The organism is Streptomyces nodosus, assembly GCF_008704995.1.
Taxonomy (GTDB): Bacteria; Actinomycetota; Actinomycetes; order Streptomycetales; family Streptomycetaceae; genus Streptomyces; species Streptomyces nodosus.
The window spans coordinates 7,468,272-7,492,506 of record NZ_CP023747.1 but is presented as its reverse complement, the minus strand read 5'-3'; the positions used below and the strand labels follow the sequence as shown (position 1 = coordinate 7,492,506).

At 70.7% G+C, this 24,235-nt stretch carries 24 protein-coding genes; 16 read left to right on the top strand and 8 right to left on the bottom strand.

The window, feature by feature from the left end; genetic code table 11:
• The first annotated feature begins 136 nt into the window (after positions 1–136).
• Positions 137–934, top strand: coding sequence for an SDR family oxidoreductase (locus CP978_RS33395; protein ID WP_043447274.1), 798 nt, complete (start codon positions 137–139; stop codon positions 932–934).
• Positions 935–988: 54 nt separating this feature from the next.
• Positions 989–1,321, top strand: a complete 333-nt coding sequence (locus tag CP978_RS33390) for a nuclear transport factor 2 family protein (RefSeq protein ID WP_043447272.1) — start codon at positions 989–991, stop codon at positions 1,319–1,321.
• A 52-nt stretch (positions 1,322–1,373) separates the two neighbouring features.
• Here the strand turns inward: CP978_RS33390 and CP978_RS33385 are convergent, their stop codons facing one another.
• Complete coding sequence (locus CP978_RS33385; protein ID WP_043447269.1) at positions 1,374–2,447, bottom strand: alkene reductase; 1,074 nt, start codon at positions 2,445–2,447, stop codon at positions 1,374–1,376.
• 115 nt (positions 2,448–2,562) lie between these two features.
• On the opposite strand from CP978_RS33385, the gene CP978_RS33380 reads away from it, so the two are divergent.
• Positions 2,563–2,952, top strand: coding sequence for a MerR family transcriptional regulator (locus CP978_RS33380; protein ID WP_043447267.1), 390 nt, complete (start codon positions 2,563–2,565; stop codon positions 2,950–2,952).
• Between the two features lie 3 nt (positions 2,953–2,955).
• Here CP978_RS33380 and CP978_RS33375 read toward each other — a convergent pair whose 3' ends face one another.
• Positions 2,956–3,465 (bottom strand): GNAT family N-acetyltransferase, encoded by a 510-nt coding sequence (locus tag CP978_RS33375; protein WP_043447262.1) that lies wholly within the window; start codon positions 3,463–3,465, stop codon positions 2,956–2,958.
• Between the two features lie 87 nt (positions 3,466–3,552).
• Complete coding sequence (locus tag CP978_RS33370) at positions 3,553–4,170, bottom strand: ArsR/SmtB family transcription factor (RefSeq protein WP_052454452.1); 618 nt, start codon at positions 4,168–4,170, stop codon at positions 3,553–3,555.
• Positions 4,171–4,271: 101 nt separating this feature from the next.
• Between CP978_RS33370 and def the strand changes: the two genes are divergently transcribed.
• Positions 4,272–4,931 (top strand): peptide deformylase, encoded by a 660-nt coding sequence (gene def, locus CP978_RS33365; protein WP_052454451.1) that lies wholly within the window; start codon positions 4,272–4,274, stop codon positions 4,929–4,931.
• A 79-nt stretch (positions 4,932–5,010) separates the two neighbouring features.
• Here def and CP978_RS33360 read toward each other — a convergent pair whose 3' ends face one another.
• Positions 5,011–5,613, bottom strand: a complete 603-nt coding sequence (locus tag CP978_RS33360; RefSeq protein WP_043447261.1) for a TetR/AcrR family transcriptional regulator — start codon at positions 5,611–5,613, stop codon at positions 5,011–5,013.
• 97 nt (positions 5,614–5,710) lie between these two features.
• Here CP978_RS33360 and CP978_RS33355 point away from each other — a divergent pair, with 97 nt between their 5' ends.
• The 6 genes from CP978_RS33355 to CP978_RS33330 all read left to right on the top strand — a co-directional run bounded on the left by CP978_RS33355 (position 5,711) and on the right by CP978_RS33330 (position 12,632).
• Entirely contained in the window at positions 5,711–6,601 is an 891-nt protein-coding gene (locus tag CP978_RS33355) for an NAD(P)H-binding protein (protein WP_174498706.1), read from the top strand.
• A 318-nt stretch (positions 6,602–6,919) separates the two neighbouring features.
• Positions 6,920–8,086 (top strand): cellulose-binding domain-containing protein, encoded by a 1,167-nt coding sequence (locus CP978_RS33350; protein ID WP_043450204.1) that lies wholly within the window; start codon positions 6,920–6,922, stop codon positions 8,084–8,086.
• A gap of 206 nt (positions 8,087–8,292) precedes the next feature.
• Positions 8,293–8,679, top strand: coding sequence for a hypothetical protein (locus CP978_RS33345; protein WP_144401527.1), 387 nt, complete (start codon positions 8,293–8,295; stop codon positions 8,677–8,679).
• 334 nt (positions 8,680–9,013) lie between these two features.
• Positions 9,014–9,766, top strand: coding sequence for a DsbA family protein (locus CP978_RS33340; RefSeq protein WP_052454450.1), 753 nt, complete (start codon positions 9,014–9,016; stop codon positions 9,764–9,766).
• Complete coding sequence (locus tag CP978_RS33335) at positions 9,763–10,683, top strand: cytochrome c biogenesis CcdA family protein (RefSeq protein ID WP_052454449.1); 921 nt, start codon at positions 9,763–9,765, stop codon at positions 10,681–10,683. Before CP978_RS33340 ends, CP978_RS33335 begins: the two co-directional genes overlap by 4 nt.
• Before the next feature lie 668 nt (positions 10,684–11,351).
• A complete protein-coding gene (locus CP978_RS33330; RefSeq protein ID WP_043447250.1) occupies positions 11,352–12,632 on the top strand; it encodes an MFS transporter in 1,281 nt (426 codons plus the stop codon).
• 106 nt (positions 12,633–12,738) lie between these two features.
• Here CP978_RS33330 and CP978_RS35330 read toward each other — a convergent pair whose 3' ends face one another.
• Positions 12,739–14,349 carry a hypothetical protein gene (locus tag CP978_RS35330; protein WP_052454448.1) on the bottom strand — a complete coding sequence of 537 codons (1,611 nt, stop codon included), beginning with the start codon at positions 14,347–14,349 and terminating at the stop codon, positions 12,739–12,741.
• Positions 14,350–14,543: 194 nt separating this feature from the next.
• Here CP978_RS35330 and CP978_RS33320 point away from each other — a divergent pair, with 194 nt between their 5' ends.
• Positions 14,544–16,715 (top strand): TerD family protein, encoded by a 2,172-nt coding sequence (locus CP978_RS33320; protein WP_150478358.1) that lies wholly within the window; start codon positions 14,544–14,546, stop codon positions 16,713–16,715.
• A 236-nt stretch (positions 16,716–16,951) separates the two neighbouring features.
• Entirely contained in the window at positions 16,952–18,820 is a 1,869-nt protein-coding gene (locus tag CP978_RS33315) for a hypothetical protein (protein WP_150478357.1), read from the top strand.
• Positions 18,821–18,836: 16 nt separating this feature from the next.
• On the opposite strand, the gene CP978_RS33310 is transcribed toward CP978_RS33315, so the two are convergent.
• From CP978_RS33310 to CP978_RS33300, 3 genes are all read right to left on the bottom strand, one after another.
• Positions 18,837–20,030: an NAD(P)/FAD-dependent oxidoreductase gene (locus CP978_RS33310; protein ID WP_043447245.1), complete on the bottom strand. Its 1,194-nt coding sequence runs from the start codon at positions 20,028–20,030 to the stop codon at positions 18,837–18,839.
• A 92-nt stretch (positions 20,031–20,122) separates the two neighbouring features.
• Positions 20,123–21,067: an RNA polymerase sigma factor SigJ gene (gene sigJ / locus CP978_RS33305; protein ID WP_043447242.1), complete on the bottom strand. Its 945-nt coding sequence runs from the start codon at positions 21,065–21,067 to the stop codon at positions 20,123–20,125.
• A gap of 116 nt (positions 21,068–21,183) precedes the next feature.
• Complete coding sequence (locus CP978_RS33300) at positions 21,184–22,122, bottom strand: GlxA family transcriptional regulator (protein ID WP_043447240.1); 939 nt, start codon at positions 22,120–22,122, stop codon at positions 21,184–21,186.
• Positions 22,123–22,356: 234 nt separating this feature from the next.
• Here CP978_RS33300 and CP978_RS33295 point away from each other — a divergent pair, with 234 nt between their 5' ends.
• The 4 genes from CP978_RS33295 to CP978_RS33280 are packed head-to-tail and all read left to right on the top strand — an operon-like array spanning position 22,357 to position 24,156.
• A complete protein-coding gene (locus tag CP978_RS33295; RefSeq protein WP_043447237.1) occupies positions 22,357–23,046 on the top strand; it encodes a DJ-1/PfpI family protein in 690 nt (229 codons plus the stop codon).
• Positions 23,047–23,105: 59 nt separating this feature from the next.
• On the top strand, positions 23,106–23,426 hold the full coding sequence (locus tag CP978_RS33290; protein WP_043450194.1) for a hypothetical protein: 321 nt from the start codon (positions 23,106–23,108) through the stop codon (positions 23,424–23,426).
• Between the two features lie 2 nt (positions 23,427–23,428).
• Entirely contained in the window at positions 23,429–23,896 is a 468-nt protein-coding gene (locus CP978_RS33285; RefSeq protein ID WP_043447234.1) for a membrane protein, read from the top strand.
• Between the two features lie 2 nt (positions 23,897–23,898).
• The gene (locus CP978_RS33280; protein WP_043447232.1) at positions 23,899–24,156 is read left to right on the top strand and encodes a hypothetical protein; all 258 of its coding nucleotides are present in this window, start codon (positions 23,899–23,901) and stop codon (positions 24,154–24,156) included.
• Positions 24,157–24,235: the final 79 nt, after the last annotated feature.

Genomic DNA, 24,235 nt, shown 5'->3' with positions numbered 1-24,235 from the left:
GATCCGATCGTACAGAGTCTCTTCCTCGTGAAGACGGACGGACAAATTTCTGGCTCTCTCAGTCATAGGTCGTCCACCACGATCTTCATAGGCTGCAGAGAGGCAAGACCCGGTCCGACCAGCACGGAGGAAACCCATGTCAGCCGACACCGCCGATCGACACGGCACCGATGAACTCAGCGGCCGGCGTGCCCTGGTCACCGGAGGCACCCGCGGAATCGGCAGGGCGATCGTCGACCGGCTCACCCGCGCCGGCGCGACGGTGGCCTACAGCGCCCGCACCGCCCCGCAGTCCGGTCACGCGACCGAGCTGTTCGTCCAGGCCGACATCGGCACCACAGCGGGCGTCGAGACGGTCAGCCAACATGTCCACGACCGGCTCGGCGGCGTCGACATCCTCGTCCACACCGTGGGCGCGGACGGCGATCAGCATGTGCCGCTCCTCCATCAGACCGACGACATCTGGCAGTTGGTGATGGACGTCAACGTCTTCGCCGCCGCCAGACTCGACCGGGCCCTGGTTCCCGGCATGGTCGAGCGCGGCACCGGCAGCGTCGTCCATGTCTCGTCGCTCTCCCGCTCCATGCCGAACCCGAACCGGGTGCCCTACGGAGCCGCCAAGGCGGCGCTGAGCCACTACAGCAAAGGACTGGCCGCCGAGGTGGCGCCCTTGGGGGTGCGGGTCAACAGCGTCACCCCCGGGTTCACGGAGAGCTCCTGGGGCCGCTCGTTCGTCCGGGCGCTCGCCGACCGTGCGGGCACCGGCTACGACGAGGCACGCACACAGCTGATGGCCGACATCGGGATCCCGCTGGGCCGGCCGGTCCGACCGGAGGAGGTCGCCGAGCTGGTCGTCTTCCTGGTGTCCGACCGTGCCTCGGCGATCGTGGGCGCCGAGCATGTCGTCGACGGCGGCAGCAAGCCCACGGTCTGACTCCCGACACGACACATACATATACGCACGCACTCACGCACAGGAGAACCCTCTATGACAACCATCGCGACCGCTCCCCCGGTCATCGGGCGCTACTTCGCGCTCGCCCCCTCACGGGACACCGAGGAGTACTTCGCCCTGTTCGCGGCCGATGCCCTGGTCGAGGACGAAGGCAGGGAGTACCGGGGCATCGACTCCATTCGAGCCTGGCGCACCGCGGTCCCGCTCGTCGCATACACGATCACCGGCATCGAACCGGCCGGCGAAGGGGTGGTCGTGACCTGCACGGTCACGGGGGATTTCCCCGGCAGTCCCTTCGCCGGCCTGAAGTTCCACTTCGAACAGTTCGATGCGAACCAGGTGAAGGTGCTGCGGATCCGGACCTGACCGAACGGACCGCCCCCCGGTGCCACAGGGACGGTGCAGCGGACCGTGGGGATCAGGCCGTGTACTGATAGGCCGGGTAGGTCAGGTAGCCGGCGTCACCGCCCTGGTAGTAGGTGGCCTCGTCGACCGGGGCGAGCGGAAGCCCGGTGCGCAGTCGCTCGACCAGGTCCGGGTTGGCGATGAACGCGCGGCCGAAGCTGATGAGGTCCGCCCCCAGCCCGAGCCAGTGGTCGGCCTCGGTGCGACCCGTCTGCTTGGGGCCCATCGGGGACACCGGGTTCATGATGAGGGTGCCCGGCCACACCCGGCGCAGACCGATCAGCGCCGCTTCGTCGGTGGTGGCTTCGAGGTGGACATAGGCCGGCTCCAGGCGGGCCAGCTCGGTCAGCAGCGCGGTGTAGAGCTCGGGGATGTCGCGCTCCTCCACTCCCCAGAACGTCCCTCCCGGGGAGAGCCGGATACCGGTCCTGGCCGCGCCGACGGCCTCGACGGTCGCGGACACCGCCTCGACCGCGAACCGGATCCGACCGGTCAGCGAGCCTCCGTAGCGGTCCGTGCGAAGGTTGGCGTTCGACGAGAGGAACTGTGAGATCAGGTAGCCGTTGGCGCCGTGCAGTTCGACCCCGTCGAAGCCGGCGTCGACGGCGCGGCGGGCGGCCCGGGCGTAGGACAGGGCGTGCTCGGCCGCTTCGGCGGTGTCCAGGGCGCGCGGGGTCGGTGCGGGCCGGGGGCCGGTCGGGGTGAACACTTCACCGACCGCGGGGACGGCCGAGGGTCCGACCGGCCGCATCCCGGTGGTGTCGGGGTGCGACACCCTTCCGCCGTGCATGAGCTGCGCGAAGATCCGGCCGCCGTTGGTGTGCACGGCATCGGTCACCGGGCGCCACGCGGTGACCTGCTCATCGGTGTGCAGTCCCGGGGTGCCCGGGTTGGACTGCCCGACCAGGCTCGGCTGCACCCCCTCGGTCACGATCAGCCCGGCCGTCGCCCGTTGGGCGTAGTACGTCGCCATGGACGGTGTCGCCAGGCCGCCGGCAGCGGCCCTGACCCGCGTCATCGGGGCCATCACCACCCGGTTGGGCACCGTCAGTTCCCCGAGCCGGTAGTTGTCGAAAAGTGACGTCACATCAGCACCTCATCGCACTTCGCGGTGCCCGGATCTCGGGCCCCGCGGTTACGCTAGAACCTCACATGGATGTCAGGGGCAAGGTCTGTGGTGCAGGTCACAGGCAGGAGGCGATGTGCGTATCGGGGAGCTCGCGTCACGGACCGGCGTCAGCGTCAGGTCCCTGCGCTACTACGAGGAGCAGGGGCTGCTCACCAGCAGGCGCAGCGCCAGCGGGCAGCGGCACTACACCGAGGCGGAGGTGGAACGGGTCGCGTTCATCCAGCAGCTGTACGCGGCGGGCCTGTCCAGCCGCACCATCACTGAGCTCCTGCCCTGCGTCGACAGTCCCAGCGAGGAGAATTCCGACGCCGCGCTGAAGCGGATGGCGCAGGAGCGGGACCGGCTCTCCGAGCACATCACCGAACTCGTCCGCACCAGGGACGCACTGGACGCACTGATGGCCGCGAACCGCGCACACCACGACAGCCTGCACAGGCGCACCTCGACGGTTTCCCAGCCGTGACGCTCAACCGTGAGTCACCGCAGGCGCATCGAACGAGATCCAGACATCAGGCGGCTCGTCGGGCCGACCTGGCACCGGTCTGCGTTCCTCTGTCCATGCGTCGCGGGCGATCTCCGTGGCGACACGACGCCAGAAGCGCACCGCGGCGATGTCGGCATCCTGAAACGCGACTTCCCATGAGCCCGGGTGCCTGGCCACGATCTCCTGTACGGCGCCCAGCCCGATCCCTGCCCGCCGCGCACCGCGCACCACGAAAAAGCTGTTCAGCACACGGGCCGGCGCGGTCAAACTGCGGACGAACGCGAACCCGGCAGGGCTGTCACCACTGATGAGCAGGTACGGCGCCCAGTCGGGCTCGGAGAAGGCCATATGGAGCCGGTCGCTGCGGAAGGTCCCGTCAGCATCGGGCAGCAGCCCCTGGAACTCCGACATGTCATGGCGGAACATCAGCCATAGGCACTCCACCACGGGACGGTCGGCGACACCTGCAAGGCGAACGGACACATCTGGCACGAGACTCCTTGTGCAGAGGCGGTCGACATGACACCGACGCCGCGCTTGCGCAGGCCGGACACGAGGACGGTCGGTTCCTGATCCTGTTCACGAATCGGCCGATTCCTCAACACCGCCTGACGTGGGCCGCGATGGCATCCCTTGTTCGGCGAGGAGCGGGAACAGCCGGGTGACTGCGGCTACGGCCACGGTGTTCGGTGGGCGTACGGCGGGGTGGTCCTCCCGGCTGCGGTAGCCGGCGAACAGGCGACGGACGGAGGTGGCGAGTTCGGCCGCCTCGGACGGGGTGAGGTGGAGCACGGTGCTGAAGGACTCGTCCTGTTGCCACTCCGGCGGAGCCTGGTCCCGGTGAGTCAGCCAGTGCTGGTAGCTCTCGTTCTCCAGCCCGCGGGTGAGGACGGTGAATCCTTCCGGCTCCTCTGCCTCGACGTGCTGGGGGGTATCCCATCGCAGCCGCCACGGTCGGGCCCGGCCGCTTTGGTGAGGTACTTCTTCGATGAGGCCGTACCGCGCGAGTTGGCGCAGATGGAACGAACACAGGCCGGAACTGTGTCCGAGGCGGGCGGCGGCCTCGGTGGAGGTGAGGGTGCCGACTTCGGCCAGCAGGTCGAGCAGGGCAACACGCACCGGGTGTTCGGGCAGGAGTCGGCGGGCCCGGTCCTGCAGAGCCTCCGCGGCTTCGGCTCGATGGCTTCCATCACTCATTTTGCAAAGTTTGCTACTTTGCAAAGCCCTTGGCAAACCAACAAGCCCTTTGCCACCCGGATTCGGTGGCCGAGGCGCCGTAGAGAAGGGGTTGACGGATCATGACTGTCGGGTTCGGTGACACGGTGCGGGATCGCCGGGTGCGCGTGCAGGGCAAGCCCGTCGAGTCCTATCCACGGCTCGCGCCAGAGGTGGAACGCGGCGCGGTCCGCAGGATCACCGTGGTCGGGGAGGAGATCCTGCGCCGTCGCTGCCAGGAGGTAACTGCGTTCGGCACAGTGGAGTTGGCAAAGCTGATCGACGACATGTTCGCGACCAACCAGGTGGCGGAGGGTGCCGGGCTCGCCGCCAACCAGGTGAATGTGGATCTGCAGTTGTTCGTGTGGGACATCACGGACGAGTGGGGTGTGCGTCATGTCGGACATATCGCCAACCCGGTTCTCGAGGAAGTACCCGCCGACGACCGCCGCTTGGTGGAGGAGCCCGAAGGGTGCCTGTCCGTTCCCGGCCCCTACCGCGCGGTGCCCCGCCTCGACCGTGCCGTCGTCCGGGGCCGCGACAAGGACGGCGAGCCTCTGGTGATCGAGGGCAGGGGGTACTTCGCCCGGTGCCTGCAGCACGAAACCGATCACCTGCACGGCCATCTGTATCTGGACCGGCTCGCCCATAAGGAACGGAAGGCCGCTCTCCGGGAGATGCGGAATTCCCAGGACAAGGTGTTCGCCCGGCGGGCCTCGGCGGCGAAGCGGCTCGGGAAGTGAGCGGCGTTCCAGCGCAGGTCCAGTTCCTCCAGGGAGGGCATGTCGACGACCCGGTCCGGTGACTGCGCGAGGCGGTCCGTTATCGCAGTTGGGCGAAGGCATGGTCGGCGTCGGTGACAGCCTCGGGGTGCACATCGTGGGCGGTCCGCCCGTCGGCGATCTTCTGCCAGTTGGTGCGGGCGAGCACCCGCTGGACCGCGAGCACCTGGGCCGCTTTCAGCCGTGCCCGAATGTCCGGGCCCGGGTCGAGGGCTTCTGCCAGCGCCCGCTCGTCCTCGAGCATGTACTGCGTGAGCCGTCCCGTCAGGCTGGGCGTGGTGAACACCAGGCGGTGGAACTCCACCACTGCGGGATGGTCGCAGAGGCCGGTGACGGGCTCGTACCGATCGAGGCCGGCCCGAAAGTGCCGGTGCAGTGCCGCCACGGGCGAGACGCCGGGCCCGCGGTCACACACGACGCGCGCGGCCTCACCGTGATGGTCTGCGAATCGGTGCAGCACCAGGTCCTCTTTGGTGGGGAAGTACCGAAAGAGGGTCGGTTTGGAGACCTCGGCCGCCGCAGCGATGTCGCTGACCGAGACCTGGTCGAACCCATGCGCCAGAAACAGTGAGATCGCCGCGTCGGCGATGGCGTCATGGGTCCGCGCCTTCTTGCGGGCACGCAGCCCCGTCGGCTCGATCACCTGAACAGCATAACATTATTAACCAGGTTGCTTTTTTAACCGAGTAACGATTTGATGCGGAGGCCAATCGGACGGACCGGACACCGTGGAGGTACTCATGACACGAACCCATATGCCGCCGGTGCTCGTCACCGGCGCCACCGGCCGGATCGGGCGCGGAGTCATCGACCAACTCGTCGGCGCGGGCGTACCGGTCCGCGCCCTCACGCGCCGCGCCGAAGCGGCGGCGACACTGCCGGCCGGCGTCGAAGTCGTCACCGGTGACCTCACCGTGCCCGCATCTCTCGACGAGGCATTGCGAGGCACCAGCGCCGTCTTCCTCCTCTGGACCGTGCCGCCGGCGACCGCCGCCGCGGTCGTCGACCGTCTGGCGGCCCATACTCGGCGCGTCGTCTTCCTCTCGTCACCGCACCGGACTCCGCACCCCTTCTTCCAGCAGCCGAATCCCATGGCGGTGCTCCACGCCGAGATCGAGCGACTCATCGCAGCCACGGGACTCGAGTCGACGATCGTCCGGCCGGGAATGTTCGCATCGAACGCGTCGGTCTGGTGGGCCCCTGCCATCCGCGCCGGCGATGTCGTCCGGTGGCCCTACGGCGCCGCCGAGACCGCCCCCGTCGACGACCGTGACATCGCAGCCGTCGCGGCACGGACCCTGTACCAGGACGGGCATGCCGGCCGTGACTACGTCCTCACCGGCCCCGAGTCACTGAGGCAGGCGGCGCAGGTGGACATCATCGGGAACGTCCTGGGACGCCCGATCAGGTTCAAGGAACTGTCGCCGGACGAGTTCCGCAGCGAGACGGAGGGAAAGGCACCGCGCCCGGCCGTCGACATGCTGCTCACCGCATGGGGCGCAACGATGGGAAGGCCCGCATTCATCACCTCGGCGGTGTCCGACATCCTCGGAGTACCACCGAGATCATTCCCCCGGTGGGTCGCGGACCATGCCGGGGCGTTCGAGCGGGATCCCATCACATCGACCTGATGTCGCCCGATTCGCTGTCGTTCCGATCTTGAGGGTTGCCGGTCGGGCAGGAGTCTCGATCGGGTCACTGCGGCAGCTGCCACGCACGAGAGCAGAGCCTCTTGGTGACTCACCGCGTGTCTACGCCAACGAGCCGTCCAGGAGGCCCTGTTGCCGTGGGTCGGGTGCATGCGCCGAGCCAGGGCGCCTTGACCTTCCCAGGCATTGACAGCGTGCGGCCCGAGTCGCTGTCATAAATGGGAGCGCTCCCACCACACTTCCACCGCCCCATCACTCTTCCGCACCTCTCCCTCGGAGGCATACGTGCGCATCCCCCACATGCGATTACTGCGCCGGTCCTGGACGGCGGCTCTCGCGGCTGCCGGGGCTGTCGCCCTGTTGGTGTCCGGGTTCGCCGCGGCACCCAGCAGCGCCGCGGCGACCGGCTGCCGGGTCGACTACACCGTGAACGAGTGGACCGGCGGCTACACCGCCCAGATCAAGGTCACCAACCTCGGCCCGGCGCTCAACGGCTGGCGTCTGACCTGGACCCACGCCGACGGCCAGCGAGTGACATCGGCATGGAACGCCAGCGTCACCCAGACCGGCGCCTCCGTCGTCGCCGTCAACACGGACTGGAACGGCTCGCTGGCCACCAATACTTCCGCCGAGTTCGGCGTCCAGGGCACCTGGAGCTCGACCGACCCGACCCCGGCCGACTTCGCTCTCAACGGTGTGACCTGTGGCGGAACCGGCACCACCCCGCCGACGGATCCCCCCACGCCCACCGACCCGCCTCCCACGACACCGCCCTCCGCCGACTGCGGCAGCGCCGTGGTCTGTTCGGGCTTCGAGGACCAGACCGGCACCACACCGTCCGGCGCCTGGCAGTTCACCGCGCCCGACTGCCAGGGCACCGGAACCGCCACCGTCGACACCTCGGTCGCACACAGCGGCGGCAAGTCGCTGCGGATCGACGGCAAGGCCGGTTACTGCAACCACGCCTTCGTCGCCTCCACGGCGAATCTGTCGTCGGTCGGACCGGTGATGTATGTGCGCCTGTGGGTGCGGCACACCACGGCACTCCCCGCGGCCCATGTCGCCTTCGTCTCCATGCCCGACAGTTCCCAGAGCGGCCGGGCGCTGCGCGTGGGCGGCCAGAACGGCGCCCTGCAGTGGAACCGGGAGACCGACGACGCCACCCTGCCCGCGCAGAGCCCCGCGGGAGTGGCGCAGAGCAGGCCGCTGCCGACCGGAAGCTGGCAGTGCCTGCGCTTCGCGATCGACACCACGGCGCCCAAGCTCGACACCTGGCTCGGTGACACACAGATCCCGGGCCTGCACGCGGACGGTGTCCCCACCCAGGACATCGACCAGCAGTGGCTTGCCCGCACCACCCCGCCCCGGCCCACCGCCCTGCGCCTGGGCTGGGAGAGCTACGGGACGGGCGACGACACCCTCTGGTTCGACGACGTGGCCGTCGGCTCCTCGCCCATCGGCTGCTGACCGACTGCTCACCGGTACGGCCGGCGCGTCGGGCGGGACTCCCTCGCCCGACGCGCCGTCAGCGGTGACCACGTTCGTGATCGCATGCGGGGCATCCGGCCGGCATGCTTCCGTCGGGTGGGCTTCAACGCGCCCGGCCCGGGCTTCGATGCGCCCGGGAACACCTGGTCTACGGTGGTCGGGACCGAGGGAACGGAGGGACGGCGATGCCATGCAAGCGGCACGGTGCCATGGGCGCCGCCCTCGCGCTGCTGGTCCTGCTGTCCGCGCTGTTCTGTACCAGGTCTTCCGCTCCGCCCCTGTTCGAGGCGACGCACTCTCCGACGGCGTCCGAGCCGCGCCTGGCACCGTGTCACACCACGCTGGACGGCTCCGGTCACGGCGAGCCGGTCGGTGCGGCGAAGGCGCCCTGTCTGAAGAAGGTGCAGCCCGAGCGACAGCACCCGCGGTTCGGTGCGCTGCCCGCCCCTGCGGCGCCCGCGGAGGCCGCTGACCAGGCATCGGCGCGGGGATCCGCGTACCGGGATGCCCGGCGCCATGGGCCGGAACCGTCTCCTCCGGACCTGACCGAACTCTCCGTACGACGGGTGTAGACCGGCGCGCCGTGTCCGCGCGTTCCTGTCGCCCTGTACCACCGGAGAGCCGTTGGTGTCCGCCTCCCGCGTCCGGCATATGACGTGAGCCGCCCTGCGCCGGGGCCCCCGATCGTCTTCTGTCCTCTCCCACCCGGTGCCGCCCGTGCGGTGCGGCTGGCCCGATGCCGACCCGCGCCGCCGCGCCGAGGGCCGTGATGCTCGCCCCGGTACCGCCGCCGGCCGAGGCTGTGCCGCGGCGCCCGTCCGCCGAGGCGGCCTGCCGCCTGTGGCCCGTCGTCCGATCACTGTCGTTCTCCCCACCCTCGTTCGCCCACTTCACCTCGGAGGTGCCATGCCTTCCTCCCTTCGTGCCCACCGCCGCCGCCTGCTCTGGATCGCCATGGGCGGCGGTGCGGTGGCCGTCCTCGCCGCGGTGGCCGCCCTCGGCGCCGGTTCCGGTTCCCGGGACTCCGTCTCCCGGGAGCGGCCGACGGCCACCGCACCGCCGCCCGTCAGCGAAGCCACCCCGGACGCGCAGGAGAAGTCGCTGCTCGCTCTGGCCCGCAGGAAGGTCAAGGACCCGTTGGCTCTGGGCCGTGCCGACGCGCCGGTCGTACTCATCGCCTACGAGGACTTCCAGTGCGCCTTCTGCGGCAAGTTCGCGCGGGAGACCGAGCCGGAACTCGTCCGCACCTATGTGGACAAGGGAGTGCTGCGCATCGAGTGGCGTAACTTCCCCGTGTTCGGCGCCGAATCGGAGCAGGCCGCCCGCGCCGCCTGGGCCGCCGGACAGCAGGGACGCTTCTGGCAGTTCCACGATGTGGCATACGCCGAGGAACGCCCGCGCAACCAGGGCAGCTTCTCCTCCGCCCGGCTTCGAGAGATGGCCCGCAAGGCGGGAGTCGCCGATCTCGACCGGTTCGAGACCGACATGAAGTCCGGGGCCGCCGACGCCGCGCTGGGCAAGGACCAGGAGGAGGGGTACGCGCTGGGGGTGTCCAGCACGCCCGCCTTTCTCGTCAACGCCACGCCCGTCCTCGGTGCCCAGCCGCTGAGCACGTTCAGCGCCGCCGTCGACAAGGCCGCCGCGGAGGCCCGGCGATGAGCGGTATCACGGTCGCGACCGCCTTTCTCGGCGGGCTGCTGGCGCTGTTCAGTCCCTGTAGTGCGCTGCTGCTGCCGGCGTTCTTCGCCTACTCCTTCACCAGCCGCACCCGGCTGTCGCTCAGTACCGCCGTCTTCTACGCGGGGCTGTGCACCACACTGGTCCCGCTCGGCGTGGCCGGCTCCTTCGCCAGCCGCCTCTTCTACGGGCACCGCGATCTGCTCGTCACGCTCGGCGGCTGGACGATGATCGGGCTGGGACTGGTGCAGATCCTCGGCCTCGGCTTCGGCTCCCGTCTCCTGCAGCAGGCGGCCGGCAAGCGCAGGACCGGGTCCGCGGTGTCCGTGTTCGCCCTGGGCGCCGTATACGGGTTGGCGGGCTTCTGCGCGGGTCCCGTGCTCGGCGGCATCCTCACCGTGGCGGCGCTCGACGGCAGCCCGGTGCACGGCGGTCTCCTGCTGGCCGTCTACGCGCTCGGTATGGCCGTGCCGATGTTCGTCCTGGCGCTGCTGTGGGACCGTTACGACCTCGGCCGTCGGCGCTGGCTGAGGGGACGCGCCCTGGGTCTGGGGCCGCTGACCGTGCACAGCACCTCATTCGCCGGAGGAAGCCTCTTCATCCTGCTGGGGGTCGTGTTCCTGCTCTTCGACGGCACCTCGGCGTTGCCCTCCTTCCTGGACATCGACACCGAGGCCGCCTGGGAGGGCGCCGCCGCACGGCTCGGTGACGCCGTGTCCGACCGGCTTCTCCTACTGGTGCTGGCCCTGGCCGGCGCCGGCACGGCCCTGGCCGCCACACTCCGGCTCCGCCGACTCCCGAACCCAATGCAGGGAGAGGACACCGATCCCTCCGCCGAGCCCCGTTCACCGTCCGGACCGCCGGGTGAGGCGGCCCATGACCACACCTCTCGGCGGTAGTTGGGGGGACGGCCCGACGGACGACGCCAGCCGCGTCTCTCGCGATGCGGCCGACGGTCGCCAAGTGCGGCCCATGTCCAGTGTCCGGCCGTCGCGTGTTCGCTCTCCGACGGCACCCGAGGCGCGTCGCGCCACTCGTCTCCGAGAAGGGTCTCGCCCTTCACATCCGGGCCCGGACACACCAGCCCCAGGTGCCGGTTCCGCACACCCCCCGCACAGCCTTCACACATTCCCGCCCTCCACCGCACCGCCAACACAGGCCCGCCCACGGTGACATGAGGGCCGCAGGTCAGCGGCCCGGAGCGGGAGGTTACGGTGGGGTCAGCCCGGCACACCGAGCCTCCAGCTTGCATACAAGTCGCGCTTAATGATCTTGTAGGATGAGCCGCCATCCGGGCCTGGAACGCGCTGATCACAGTGCCCCCCTCGGTGGGTCACGCCGTCCGCGGTCCGGGGAGGTGTGCGGGCGGCACCAAGGCAGAGGCAAGCTTGCTCACCCCCACACGGCGAGCCCGCCCCGGTTCATCTCGCAGTGTTTCGAACGGAGTTCACGTGCAGCGTCATGTCGCGCCCATTGCCTGGGCACCTGCAGCGTTCTCCTCCGCGTGAGGGCGGGCAACGCTTTTGCCTTCCATCCGTGACCCGCCCAGTGAAAGGCCCCCCACGTCGTGACCGTCTCTTTACCTGAGGCCCAGCCAGCCGGCAGGCATGCGGCCCCACCTCCGGGCAGCCTGCTCCGGCGCGTCTACGCACCACGCGCCTGCGACGCGCTCGCCTACTCCATGTCGACCTATGCCATGCCGCTCGTCGTGCTGGCCACCACCGGGTCCGCGTCCCTGACGGGCCTGGCCTTCGCCCTGGAATGGATGCCGCGGGTGGCCGCGTTCAGCTTCGCGGGCGCCCTGGTGGACCGCAGCGGGGCAGCGATCGTGTGCTTCCTCGCCTCACTGGCCCGGGCCCTGCTGGTGGCGGGCGCCGGTGTGGCGCTCGTCATGGTGCCGCCGGGCACGACCGAGACCGTCATCGTCATGGCACTGGCGGCCGTGACCGGGGCCCTGACCCAGTTCAGCTTCATCGCCAACGAGGCGGTGGGCGCCATCGCCAGCCGCCAGAGCCAAGGGCAGTCCCACAAGGTGCAGTCGGTGCTGATCGGCATCGATCAGACGGCCACCCTCATAGGCCCCGCGCTGGGCGGTGTCCTGCTGCTCACCGGCCCGACGCGCATGCTCGCCCTCCTGAGCGTGCTGTCCTTCCTGTCCGCCGCACTCGCCCTGCAGACCCCGCCCACTCCCCTGCGCGCCGCACCCCGTGACGGAACACCGTCGGGCGGTGGCATGCGGCAGGGATGGCAGACCCTGCGCTCCCTGCCGTCGCTCCGCCGGCTCGTGACCGGACTGGCCTGTTCCAACCTCGCGCTCGGCCTGCTGCAATCGGCCAGCCCCATCTTCATCGAGGAACACTTCGGCTACTCCCCGGTCGCCGTCGGTGCCCTGTGGTCCATCACCGCTGCGGCCACGCTCATCGCCGTCGCCTGCTGCCGGTTCGCCCTCAACCGGATCGGTCTGTGGGGGGTGGGTGTCATCAGCGCGACCATCGCGTCAGCTGCCTGCCTCGCCGTGCCCGAGGCTCCCTCCTATGCGGGGTACGTGGCCCTCGTGGCCCTGTTCATGGCCGCCGACGGAGGGCTCACCGTCGTCCTGCGCACCTTGCGCTCCCAGCTGATCCCGCCTGCGGCCTTCGGTACGACCCTGTCCCTGACCATCCTGCTTCTGCTGCTGCCCTTTCCCGTCGCGGGCGTGATCCTCGCCCTCACCCCCGTGCCCTTGCTGGCCGATGTCATCCGGATCTGCGCCCTGTTGCAGGCGGTGACCCTGCTGGTGACCTTCGTACGACTGCGCAAGGACCCGGCCCTCCGAACCGGGACATCACCGGCCCAGCACGACGCCTGACCCGGCCGTCCGGCCGCCGAAGCGCCCGTGCGACGACGAACACGGCGGCCCCCACGGGTCCTCGGCGGCACAGTCGCCTGAAGCGCTGCTCGTCACCGGTCCGGACTCAAGCGCCTGACCGGCGTGTGAGTCCGAGGTGGAAGCGCAGCCGGCGGACCAGGTCCGGGCCGAGGGCGTCCTCGGCCTCGCACAGGTGCTGGGCGAGCGCGTCGGCGGTACGGTCCTGCGGCATCGAGTAGGCGGTGGCGGCTTCATGTGTGAGCCAGCTCTTGATGTCGCTGAGGGCGCGGTTACGCATCGGGGGCGACGGGTCGGCGACGAGTTCGAGATCGATGAGCAGTCGGGTCCAGGTGTCCCGTTGGTGCAGCAACCGATAGGCGGCCGTGCGGATGTGCTGAGGGTTGCCCACGGTGAGGAGTTCCCGGAGGCGTGGCAGGTCGAGGCGGGACGCCCAAGGGCGCAGCGCCCTGGTGATCTGCCGGGTGACCGCGCCGGACGGGTCGGTGAGCATGGGGAAGAGGGCGTCCGGGTCGGCTGCGCCCAGGCGGTGCAGTGCGCGCACCGCCTCCGCTCGTCCACGGATCTGCGGGTGATCGAGCCAAGGGGCGATGAGGCCGGCGTCCTCGGCGGTCCCGGTCTCACCGAGGCCGGCGATGGCTCCTGGCCGGGGGCGGGACGTCATGACAAGGCGCCGGTAGTGCTCCAGCGGGTCGGCCCCGGCGCGGCGCAGCACGGCCTGAGCGACCTCCCGCACGGTCGGGTTGCGGTCGGTGAGCGCGGAGACGGCGGGGGTGACGTCGCCCTCTCGGGCCAGTACGTGTACGGCCTCGGCGCGGACCATCGCGGTGCCGCTGGACAGCAGGGGACGGACGAGGTCGACGGTCCCGGCCACGGTCGCGGTCCTCACCGCGGCTTCGGCGCATCGGATCCGGATGAGCAGGTCACTGTCGTGTTCGGCGGCGTGGAGCATCTGCGTCAGGTCGAGCCGTCCTGCGGCGAGCGCGGTCAGGTGTGCGGCGCGACGGGTGCGCCGGTCCGAGGCGGCGAGGGCAGCGGTCAGCAACTCGACCGGGCCTTCACTGAAGGCTGTTTCGACGCGGTCGGCCAGCCAGCGGCCCTGACGCCGTTCCCTCAGGGCCAGGGCGATCGCCGCCGCCGCGACCGGCACACCGGGGGGCTCGGTGAGGCGGGGCTCGAGCGCCGCGCGGGCGCGGTCACGGATCCGCGGCACCCAGTCCGAGGCGCGCAGCGTCAAGGCAGACACGGCCAGCGTGTCGTGGACTTCGGCCAGCTGCGCGACGGCGGCCTCCCGTACCCGGCCGTTGGGGTGGAAGGCGGCGACGGTGAGCCCCAGAGGAGAGCTCTCGCCTCTCGACAGTCGCTGCACCGCGGCCTCCGACCAGCGCGGCGCCCCCCACCAGTAACGGCGGGTCGCCTCGTCGAGTCTGAGCCACACACGGGGGCTTGCCTGCAGCAGAAGCTGTCCGGTTCCAGCGATCAGCTGGGGGTCGCCGTCCCGGTCGACGGCGAGGAGCAGACCGGCGAGTCCATCGACGTCACCGCCGTGTCCGGTCTCGGCCGCGGTCATCGCGTCGCGGAGTTGCTGCGTGGTCGGTCGAGGGGGCAGATGGTCGTCGGGCAGATGCGCCGGGACGCCGAGAACGTCGGCTCGGACACCGAGTCGTCGCAGCAGCTTCCGGCCGAGGTCGCGGGGCACGAGTTGCCTTCCGGTTCAGCGGGCCGACCGCTCGTGCGGCCGAAGTCCGAGGATCTTGCCGACTCATGGAGTGCGCAAGCGATTTCGGAGTGGCGGCGGGGTCCTGCACGCTGTGCGCTCCGCGGTCGGAAGGCGCGGCGTCTTCGGGCGAAACTCGCATGCACCGGTGCGCGCGTCTCTGGGACCATCCAGGCATGCTTCAGAGTCTGGAATCGCTGGTCATCCGGCACACCCGCCGGCTGCCTTCCCCGACGGGACCCGCCGGGGAGGGCGATGTCGCGGCGCGGCAGTTCGACGCCGCGCTGATGTCCGTGGGCTTCAAGCTCTCGGCGGATCTGTTGGAGCGTCTGTCGGGGCTGTGCGAGGGCGCGGTCGTCGACATCGCCGTGCGCACCTTGGCCACGGTCCGTGAGATGGTCGGCGACCATGTCCGGCACAACGTCTACTTCATCGACTTCCCGTCGAACGTGCCCAAGACCTTCGACTTCTGGATGTCGTGCATCGCCGGCGCCCTCGACGACGACGCGTCCCGCGCCGGTACCCTCGACCAGCTCCGTACCGGTGTGGTGGACCTGCTGACGCTGCCGTCGTACGGCAACTACCGGCACACCTACGCCGAGATGCTCGCCCACCACGACGGACTGATCGCCGCGGCGGGCGACCGCATGACGGTGCTGCACCTGGGCGAGGGCCTGATGTCCGAACTGTCGGCCCTGTATCGCGCCCTGGCCGGCAGCAGCACGCCGCTGGGCGAGGACGGCCTCGGCGACCTCAGGGTTCTCGCCAGGATCTGTGTGCACGATCCTCAGCCGGAGGCGATCACCGTCCGGGAGAACCGGGCGATCGTCAACGAGGCCCGGGTGAAGGCCGATGTGCCACCGCTGCTGGACACCGTCACCGATGTACTGCGTCTGGCCTGTGCGCTGTCGGGCGGAGATGTGTCGCTCAGGGCGCCGACGCGGTTCCGGGCGATGTCCCGCCGGGTCCGCCGCGTACTGCTCGGGGGTCTCGACGCCGTCGTGGCCGCGGCCCCGGCCAAGCTGGCCGATGTCCCTCCGTACCGCGAGGTGTGGAAGCGCCTCGGCGAACGCCTCCATCCGCATGAATATCCGCAATGGCCCCACGCCGCCGAGGTGTTCGCGGTCGCACGGGGCGAGAAGCGGGCTCGGTCCTTCGACAGCCGGGTCGAGGCACTGCTCGGCGCCGACGACGTCTTCGGCGCGACACAGTTGCTGAGGACCGCTCCCGGCAAGCTGTTGCGCTCCCTGGACCATCTGCTGCGCACGGCGTCCACCGACGGCGAGCGGGAGGCGGTCGTCGTCGCGGTCGAGGAGGCCGTCACCGAGGTCTCCGGGCGGGTCCTGCTGTCGGTCCGCGAACACTTCCACAACCGGGGTGAGGACCCGGGTGAGCGACGGGTCTTTGTCAACCGTCTCGGCCGTGCGTGGATCGGCTCCGACGACCGTCCGCCCGTTCCGTCCGCCGAGCGCAAGCGGCTCGTCGCCGCGCTCGACGGCGAGATACGCCGCCGACTCCCGGCCGTGGACCGGTTGTTGATCGATCCGGACGTCCTCGATGTCGCGCTCCCGCTCAGCGGCAAGGCGACCGCGTCGGGCCTCGGTGTGCTGCCGCGTGGTTCGGTGTCCCCGGTCGAGGGCGACCTGCTGCGCTTCTTCGTGTACTGGAAGCAGACCCGCCACCGCACCGACTACGATCTGTCGGCCCTGGTGCTGGACGCCGACTACCGGACCGTCTCCTGGTTGTCGTACACATCGCTCGCCGAGGTCGAGGGCGAGCACTCCGGTGACATCACGGACGCGCCCGAGGGTGCCTCGGAGTTCATCAATCTGCGCCTGGGCGCCGTGCGCGGGACGTTCGTCGTGCCGATGGTCAACATCTATGCCGGGGAGGGTTTCGAGGACGTCGCGGAGTCGTTCTTCGGGTTCATGCTGCGCGACGCCGAGCAGCGGGGCCGGCCGTTCGAACCCCACACCGTGCGCATGAAGTCGGAGCTGCGCGGTCCGGGCAGGGTCGCGCTGCCCCTGGTGTTCCTGCGCGGGAGCGACGGCCGGTGGCAGGCCAAGTGGCTGCATCTGTACCTCAGGGGCACTCCGACGGCCAACCGCGTCGAGGAGAACCAGGTGTCGGTGGCGCGACTGGTGCGCGGCGTCGTCGAACGCGAGCAGCTCACGGTGCGCCATCTCACCGAGATGATGGCCGACGGCGCCACCGGCCCGACGCTGTGGGACGGCACGACGGTGCCGGAGGAGCCCGTGACCTTCATCGGCCTGGAACGCCCCGACGGCCTGCATCCGGAGTCCCGCGTCCTCACCCCTGAAAATCTGCGCGACCTGATCCCGGACTGACTGCTACCGTTGGCCGTGGCGAGGCCATGAACGGGGCTTCCTTCTACAGATCACCATTCTGAGATTAGTTCCGTCGCTCTCCTCGCCCTCGACTTCATCCCGAAACGGCCCCCCGGGCGAGCCGCCGCTCGCCCGGGGGGCCGTTTGGTCTCGACTCCGGGAACGCCCTCTCGCAGCCGCGTTGTCAGTGGTGCCCCATACGGTCGGCCCACTTGATCAGTCGAGGAAGGCGGACCATGAAATCTCCGGCCGAGCTGGACCACGTCCCGTGGCATGCCCTGACCCATGCCTACGGCCCGGCCGAGGACGTACCGGAGCTGATCAGGGCGCTCTACGAGGACGACGAGGCGACGGCCGACGAGGCGATCTACGAGCTGTTCGGCAACATCCATCACCAGGGCACGGTCTACCGGGCTTCGGCACCCGCCGTCCCCTTCCTCGCGCACGCAGTCCGGCACGCCCCGGGCAAGCGCGAGGCGCTGCTGATGCTGCTCGCCACCCTTGCCGACCACGACCCGGACGACGTCGACTCGCCCCACTGGCCCGGCAGTCCGGTCGCCGCGATCTGTGCCGAGCTCTGCCGGGTGCTCCCGGAGCTGCTGCCCTGCCTCGGCGACACCGAACGGGGGGTGCGCCGGGCGGCACTCCGGGTGGTCGCGGCCGTGGCCGAGCAACTCCCGGCCGAGCTGCGGTCCTCGGTCGTGGCGCAGCTCGACAGGCTGTACGTCACCGATCCCGTCCCGGCGGTGCGGGCGGACTCCGTGGTCGTGCTCGACCGGTTCGGCCGGGAGACGGCGGCACTCGACAGCCCGCTGCCCGAGGTCAGACTGGCCGGGGCCCTGCTCGTCGCCGAGCGGTCCGGGCTTCCCTACCCGGCTGAGCTGGTGGAGGTCATCGCCGAGGACGGTGCCGAACCCGACCCTGGGGACGACGGCTACCCGTGGTCGGGCGCCACCACCCAGGAAGAGCAGCTCACCCGCCTGCTCACTCGGGATCCGGACGCCGGCCTCGCCGTGGCCGCCCGCTGGATCGCGGCCGGAGACCTCGGCTCGCGCGGTTCCTGGCTGGCCGAAGAGATCGCCGAGACCTGGCGCGACCGGGAGCCCGAGGTCCTGGATCTGCTGCTGTCCGCACTGCCCCATCAGAAGGACGACCGCACCCTCGCCGCCCGCCTCCGTGCCGTCGGCCACTGGCTCGAACACGTGCCCGAGCCGGGCGCCGGCCTCCGGGACGCGCTGCACCGGTACGCAACCGGCGACGAGAAGACCGCCGAGCCGGCGCTCCTCGCCCTGGTGACCTCCCGCGACCCCCGCGCCCTGGAGCTGGTGCTGCGCCGCCCCGACGCACGGCTGCTCGAAGCGGCGGCGCGGCACTTCCCCGAGGCGGCCGGCCGGCTGATACCGGTGATCCGCCGTGAACTGGCGGCGGGCGCCACCGGGAACACCGGGATCGCCCTCGTCCAGGCGCTGGAACGGTTCGGTGCCGACGCCCGCCGGGCCCAGCCCGAACTGGTCGACTGCCTCAGGACCGGCCGTGCGGCCGTCGTCGCCGCCCGCCTGCTCGGGCTGAGCGGCACACCGACGCCGGAGACGACCGAACTGCTGCACAGCGCCGCCCGGAGCAGCGACGACTCGCTGAGTGCCGCGGCGGCCGTGGCCCACTACCGGCTGACCGGTGATGCCGGTGCGGCGCTGCGCACCTTCGAGCGGCTGCTCTCGGCCCGGGGGCAGACCCACGGGTACCTGAGCGGCCTGAAGCCGCTGGGCACCGCCGCGGCTCCACTGCTGCCGCTCTTCGAGCCGCTGCTGGAGGCCCGTCACGAGTGGAGCCGGATGGCGGCGGCCGAGGCCCACCACTGGGTCACCGGCTCCCCGGACCGCGCCGTCCCCGTCCTTGTCGAGCTGGTCGGCCCCACCCCGGTCGGCCTGCGTGCCCTCGAGGCCCTCGCCGCCACCGGCCAGGTCCCGGAGGAGCTTCGCCCCACCCTGCGCGCCTTCTCCTTCTCCCCGCTCCGCCTGCTCGTGGACTCGCCCTTCTCCGGGCCAGGCCATCAGGACGAAGAACTCCGTTCCCTGGCCCGGAAGTTGCTCGCTGCGAAGCAGTGACATGGGGCCCGGCGCTCTAGACGGTCGCGCTCACCCGGGCGCGTTCCCGGACGACGCGGCGTCGACGGGCCGGCATCCCCAGCATGGGGTGGGCGACTCCCCAGGCGGCGCCCTTGCAGATCAGCTCCTTGTAGACGGCGGCGAGCCGTCCGGTCAGGGCGGCACCGACCGCGCGGTCGTCGGCGGTGACGTACTGGATCAGGCCTTCCCTGCGGCCCAGCGAGATGCACTGGTTGAAGTAGCGCAGCGGCACGTTCGGGAGCTTCCCGCCGGTCAGGCGGGCCACGATGGAATCGGCGGCCTGCCACGCGGTGGGGATGCCCGAGGCGCACGACATCCGCAGCGGCTTGTCTCCGGGGCCCCGCACCAGGGCGGCGTCGCCGATGACGTAGACGTCCGGGTGTGAGAGCGAGCGCATGGTGGCGTCGACCACGATCTGGCCGGTGCCGGTGACCTCCAGGGTGGTGGCCTTCGCGATCGGGTGGACCTGGAAGCCGGTGGTCCACACGGTGACCGCGGCCGGGACGACCGTGCCGTCGGCGGTGGCGATGTGGTCGGCCTCGACGGCGGTGACGACGGAGTGCTGGTGCACGGTGATGCCTAGCCCGTCGAAGACCTTCCGCAGATGCCGGCGGCCTCGGGGCGAGAGCCAGTCGCCGAAGCCGCCGCGGGCGACGAGGGCGACGTCGAGGTCCGGTCGGGCCTCGGCGATCTCGGTGGCGGTCTCCAGACCGGTGAGGCCGCCGCCGACGACCACCACGGGCTGTCCGCCGTCCAGGCCGGCCAGGCGCTCGCGCAGCCGGAGCGCTCCGGGGCGGCCGGCGATCTCATGGGCGTGTTCGGCGGTGCCGGGGACGCCCTGGCTGTTCCAGCCGCTGCCCAGGGCGTACACCAGGGTGTCGTAGGCCAGTTCCTCGGTGCCGTTGGTGCCGTTGGTGTCGAGGACGGCGACGGTCTTGCGGTCGGTGTCGACGCCGGTGACCTTCGCCAGCTTCAGTTCGACACCGGTGCCGGCGAACATCGCGCTGAAGGGCCGGAGTTCGAGATTCTGGCCGACCGCCAGCTGGTGCATCCGGACCCGCTCGACGAAATCGGGTTCGGCGTTGACGAGGGTGATGGCGACGTCCTCACGGCGCAGCCGCCCGGCCAGGCGCCCGGCGGTGATGGCCCCGGTGTATCCGGCTCCGAGGACGATGATGCGGTGCTTCATGCTGCTGCTCCTGTCTCGCGCGGGTTCGCCACTTGAACCGGGCGGCCCGCGGTTTCCTGACAGCAGCGCGGTGTGAAGCACCTCACATCGGGTCAGAAGGCGTGGAGCAGCGGTTCCCCGTGAGCGGTGGCCGCCCACCGCTCGGTCGCGCGTCGGAGCTTGTCGGGGTTGACCTGGTGACGGAACACGGCGATGCCCTCGGCGGTGACCTCCAGGCAGGTGATGCCGACGACCCGGCCCTCGACGACGGCCACCAGGGCGGCGTCCCCGTTGACCGTCATGACGTGGATCCCGGGCGATCCGCCCACCAGGGCACGCTTGGCCTTGCCGGGTTTGAACAGGCCCCGCATGAACTTCGCGACCGCCAGGGCGCCCTCGAACACCTTGGCCCGGGCCGGGACCTTCCCGCCGCCGTCGCCGATGGAGGTCACGTCCTGGGTGAGCAGCCGCACCAGCGGCTCGGTCCGGCCACTGGCGGCGGCCTCGAGGAACTCCTCGGCGATCCGCCGGGCGGCGGCCCGGTCGACCTCGGTGCGGACCCGGCCGTCCGCGAGGTGCTTCTTGGCGCGGTGGAAGATCTGCTGGCCGGCGGCCTCGCTGATGTCGAGGATCTCGGCGATCTCTCGGTACGGATGACCGAAGGCCTCCCGCAGCACATACACCGCACGCTCGTTGGGAGTGAGGCGCTCCATGAGGGTGAGGACCGCGTACGAGACCGATTCGCGCTGCTCCGCGGTGTCGGCCGGGCCGAGCATGGGGTCGCCGTCGAACAGCGGCTCGGGGAGCCACTGGCCCACATAGGTCTCGCGTCGCGCTCGGGCCGAGGAGAGCTGGTTGAGGCAGAGATTGGTGAGGACCTTCGTCAGCCAGGCCTCGGGGACCTCGATGCGGTCGACGTCGGCGGCCTGCCAGCGCAGAAAGGTCTCCTGCGCGGCGTCCTCGGCCTCGCTCGAGGAGCCGAGGAGGCGGTAGGCGATGGCTTCCAGGCGGGGCCTGGAAGCCTCGAACCGGGCCACGTCGTTCGCGGTCAGGGGCATGGGCCTGATCCTAGTGCCGCGGCAGGCACCGTGGGGGGGCCGGGACAGGTTCGAGACCGGCTCTCAGGACGGCCCGGGTCTGCGGGGTGCCGGCGGCGGGGCTGCCGTGCGCGGCGTCAGCTGAAGGTGCGGCGGTAGGTGTGGGGGCTGACGCCGGTGGTGCGTTTGAAGCGGTCCCGGAAGGCGGTGGGTGAGCCGAAGCCGACGTCGGCGCCGATCCGTTCGACGGAGTGACGTGTGGTCTCCAGCAGGTGCTGGGCACGGCGGATGCGCGCCCGGTGGAGCCACTGGATGGGAGGCGTGCCGGTCTGTTCGCGGAAGCGGCGGATCAGGGTGCGTTTGCTCGTCCCGGCCTGTGCGGCGATCTCGTCGAGGGTGAGGGTGCGGGAGAGGTTGGCCTGCAGCCAGACGAGCAGGGGTTCCAGTGCCGAGCCCTGGGGGGTGACAGGGTGGTCCTGGATGATGAACTGGGCCTGGCCGCCTTCGCGTTCCAGGGGCATGACGGACAGCCGGGCGGCATCGGCGGCGACGGCCGAGCCGTAGTCGCGGCGGATCATGTGCAGGCAGAGGTCCAGTCCTGCCGCGGCACCGGCCGAGGTGAGGAACTGCCCGTTGTCGACGTACAGGACCTCCGGGTCCACCTCGAGTGCCGGATAGGCGGCGGCCAGCAGACCGGCGGCCAACCAGTGGGTGGTGACCCGCAGACCGTCCAGCAGACCGGTGGCGGCCAGGGGGAAGGTGCCCGAGCAGATGGAGGCGATACGGGTGCCGTTGCCGGCCGCCGTGCGCAGTGCGTCGCGGACATCGTGGGGCAGGGGCGCCGAGGGATCGGCGATGCCGGGCACGATGATCGTGTCCGCGTCCTCCAGCCCGTCCAGTCGCCAGGGGGCACGCAAGGTGAAGGCCCCCGCTCCGACCTCCGGCTCCCCGGCGCACACCCGGACCTGATAGCCGGGGCGACCGTCGGGCAGCAGGGTGCGGGTGAAGACCTCGATGGGGGTGGACAGGTCGAAGGGGATCACCTGGTCCAGCGCGAGTACGGCGACGGTGTGCATGGCAGGAATCTAGTGCCCCGACCGGCGACGTCCGCCTCTTCCTTCCCGTACCCGGCCGTTGAGGATGTGCGCCGTCTTCTTCGCTGCTCAGCGGCCCTTCCGGGCCCTGCGGGCCGCTTGGCGGTTTTCCGTTGGAAGATGTCACTCACGCCGCTGGGACGTGTGGTGATCCGCGCATAGCTTGAGGCCGGGCCGGGAGAGGACCGGCCGCATCCGCACGCGAAGGACACCCCCATGCTCGCCCAGATCGTCCTGTTCGACGGCTTCGATCCCCTCGATGTCATCGCCCCCTACGAGGTGTTGTATGCCGGAGGTGTCGCCTCCGGCGGGGCGGTGAGCGTGGAGCTGGTGTCCGCCGAAGGTCCGCGGGAGGTGGTGAGCGGCACCGGAGGGCTGGCGCTGCGGGCCACCGCCGCCCTCGATCCCGGGCGTGCCGGTCTGGTCCTGGTCCCCGGCGCCTCGGGCCGCGTCGGAGAGCCCGGCGAGGTCCCGGGCCATGACGCGGGGGCCGGGTCGTGTCAGCGGGACGCATCCATCCCGGTGCTGCTGGGCCGCACCCTGACCACCGAGTTGCCCGCGCTGCTGACGGCCGCGACGGAGAACCCCGAGGTGACGGTCTGCGCGGTGTGCGGCGGCTCGCTCGTCCTGGCCATGGCGGGCCTGCTGGAGGGACGCCATGCGACCACCCACCACAGGGGTATGGACCTGCTCGACGCCACCGGAGTGCACGCGGTGAACGCGCGGGTCGTCGATGACGGCGACCTCGTCACCGGTGCCGGGGTCACCTCCGGTCTCGATCTGGGCCTTTATCTGCTGGAGCGCGAGGTGGGCCCCCGGATCGCTCATGCCGTCGAAGAACTGTTCGCCCATGAGCGCCGCGGCACCGTCTGGCGTGCCGAGGGCCCGGAGCCCGCGCGCCCGTGACCCGGCTTCCCTCACCCTGCACCGCCCACGCGCACCACACCATGAGAGAGAACATCAGCATGCCCGCAGAAGGCACCTGGGACCTGACGGTCTCCACCCCTATCGGCAGCATCGAGGCCGTCGCGGAGTTCCACCGCGAGGACGGCGTTCTCGTCGGAACCGCCCACGGGGCGGGAGAGGACGTGCCGCTCAGCGACGTGGTCCTCGACGGCGACCGGCTCACCTGGAGGCAGGCCATCACCAGACCACTGCGGCTGAATCTGGCCTTCGCCGTGACCATCGACGGCGACACGCTCGCGGGAAGCTCCCGGGCGGGACGCCTTCCGGCTTCCAAGGTCACCGGCGAGCGCCGCACCCTCCGGGCAGGCACGGGACACTGACGATGACGAAACTCTTCCTCTCCCTGCACGTCCTGGCCGCCGTGGTGGCCGTCGGCCCGGTCACCGTCGCCGCCAGCATGTTCCCCCCGGCGCTGCGCCGCGCCCACCTCGCCCCCGGCGACCGTGAGGCGCTCGCCACCCTGCGGGTACTGCACCGCATCTGCCGTGTGTACGCGACCATCGGCGTCGCGGTGCCCGTCTTCGGGTTCGCCACCGCGAGCAGCCTCGGCGTCCTGGGCGACGGATGGCTGATCACCTCGATTCTGCTGACCGCCGCAGCCGCCGCCGTACTGGCCCTTCTGCTCCTGCCCACCCAGGGCCGCGAGCTGACCGCCCTTCAGGACGCGGCGCTCGGCCCCGCGTCCCGAGCGGCAGGCCGGCTGGCCATGCTCACCGGCGTCTTCAACCTGCTCTGGGCGACGGTCACCGTACTGATGATCATCCGCCCCGGCTCCACCACCGGGGCCTGACCGTGCACCTTCGCCCGCTGCGCGTCGCCGCGCACCTCGAACTCGTCTCGCTGATCATCATGTTGGCCAACCTGGCCACCGTGCATCTGAAGTCCGTCTCCTCCCTGATGGGACCGGCCCACGGCTGCGCCTACCTCTTCGTCATCGGACTGACCTGGCGCCTCGGACGGGCCACGACCGCCGTCAAGGCCACCGCCCTCGTCCCGGGCATCGGCGGCCTTCTCGCGCTCCGCCTCGTCGAGGAGAGGCCCCCGGCGTGAGAGCCCTCGCGTCGTGAGGCGCCGACGCGGGGCTCGTCCAGGAGCGTCGTGTCGGCACCGGTTTCGTCCGGGGCGTGAA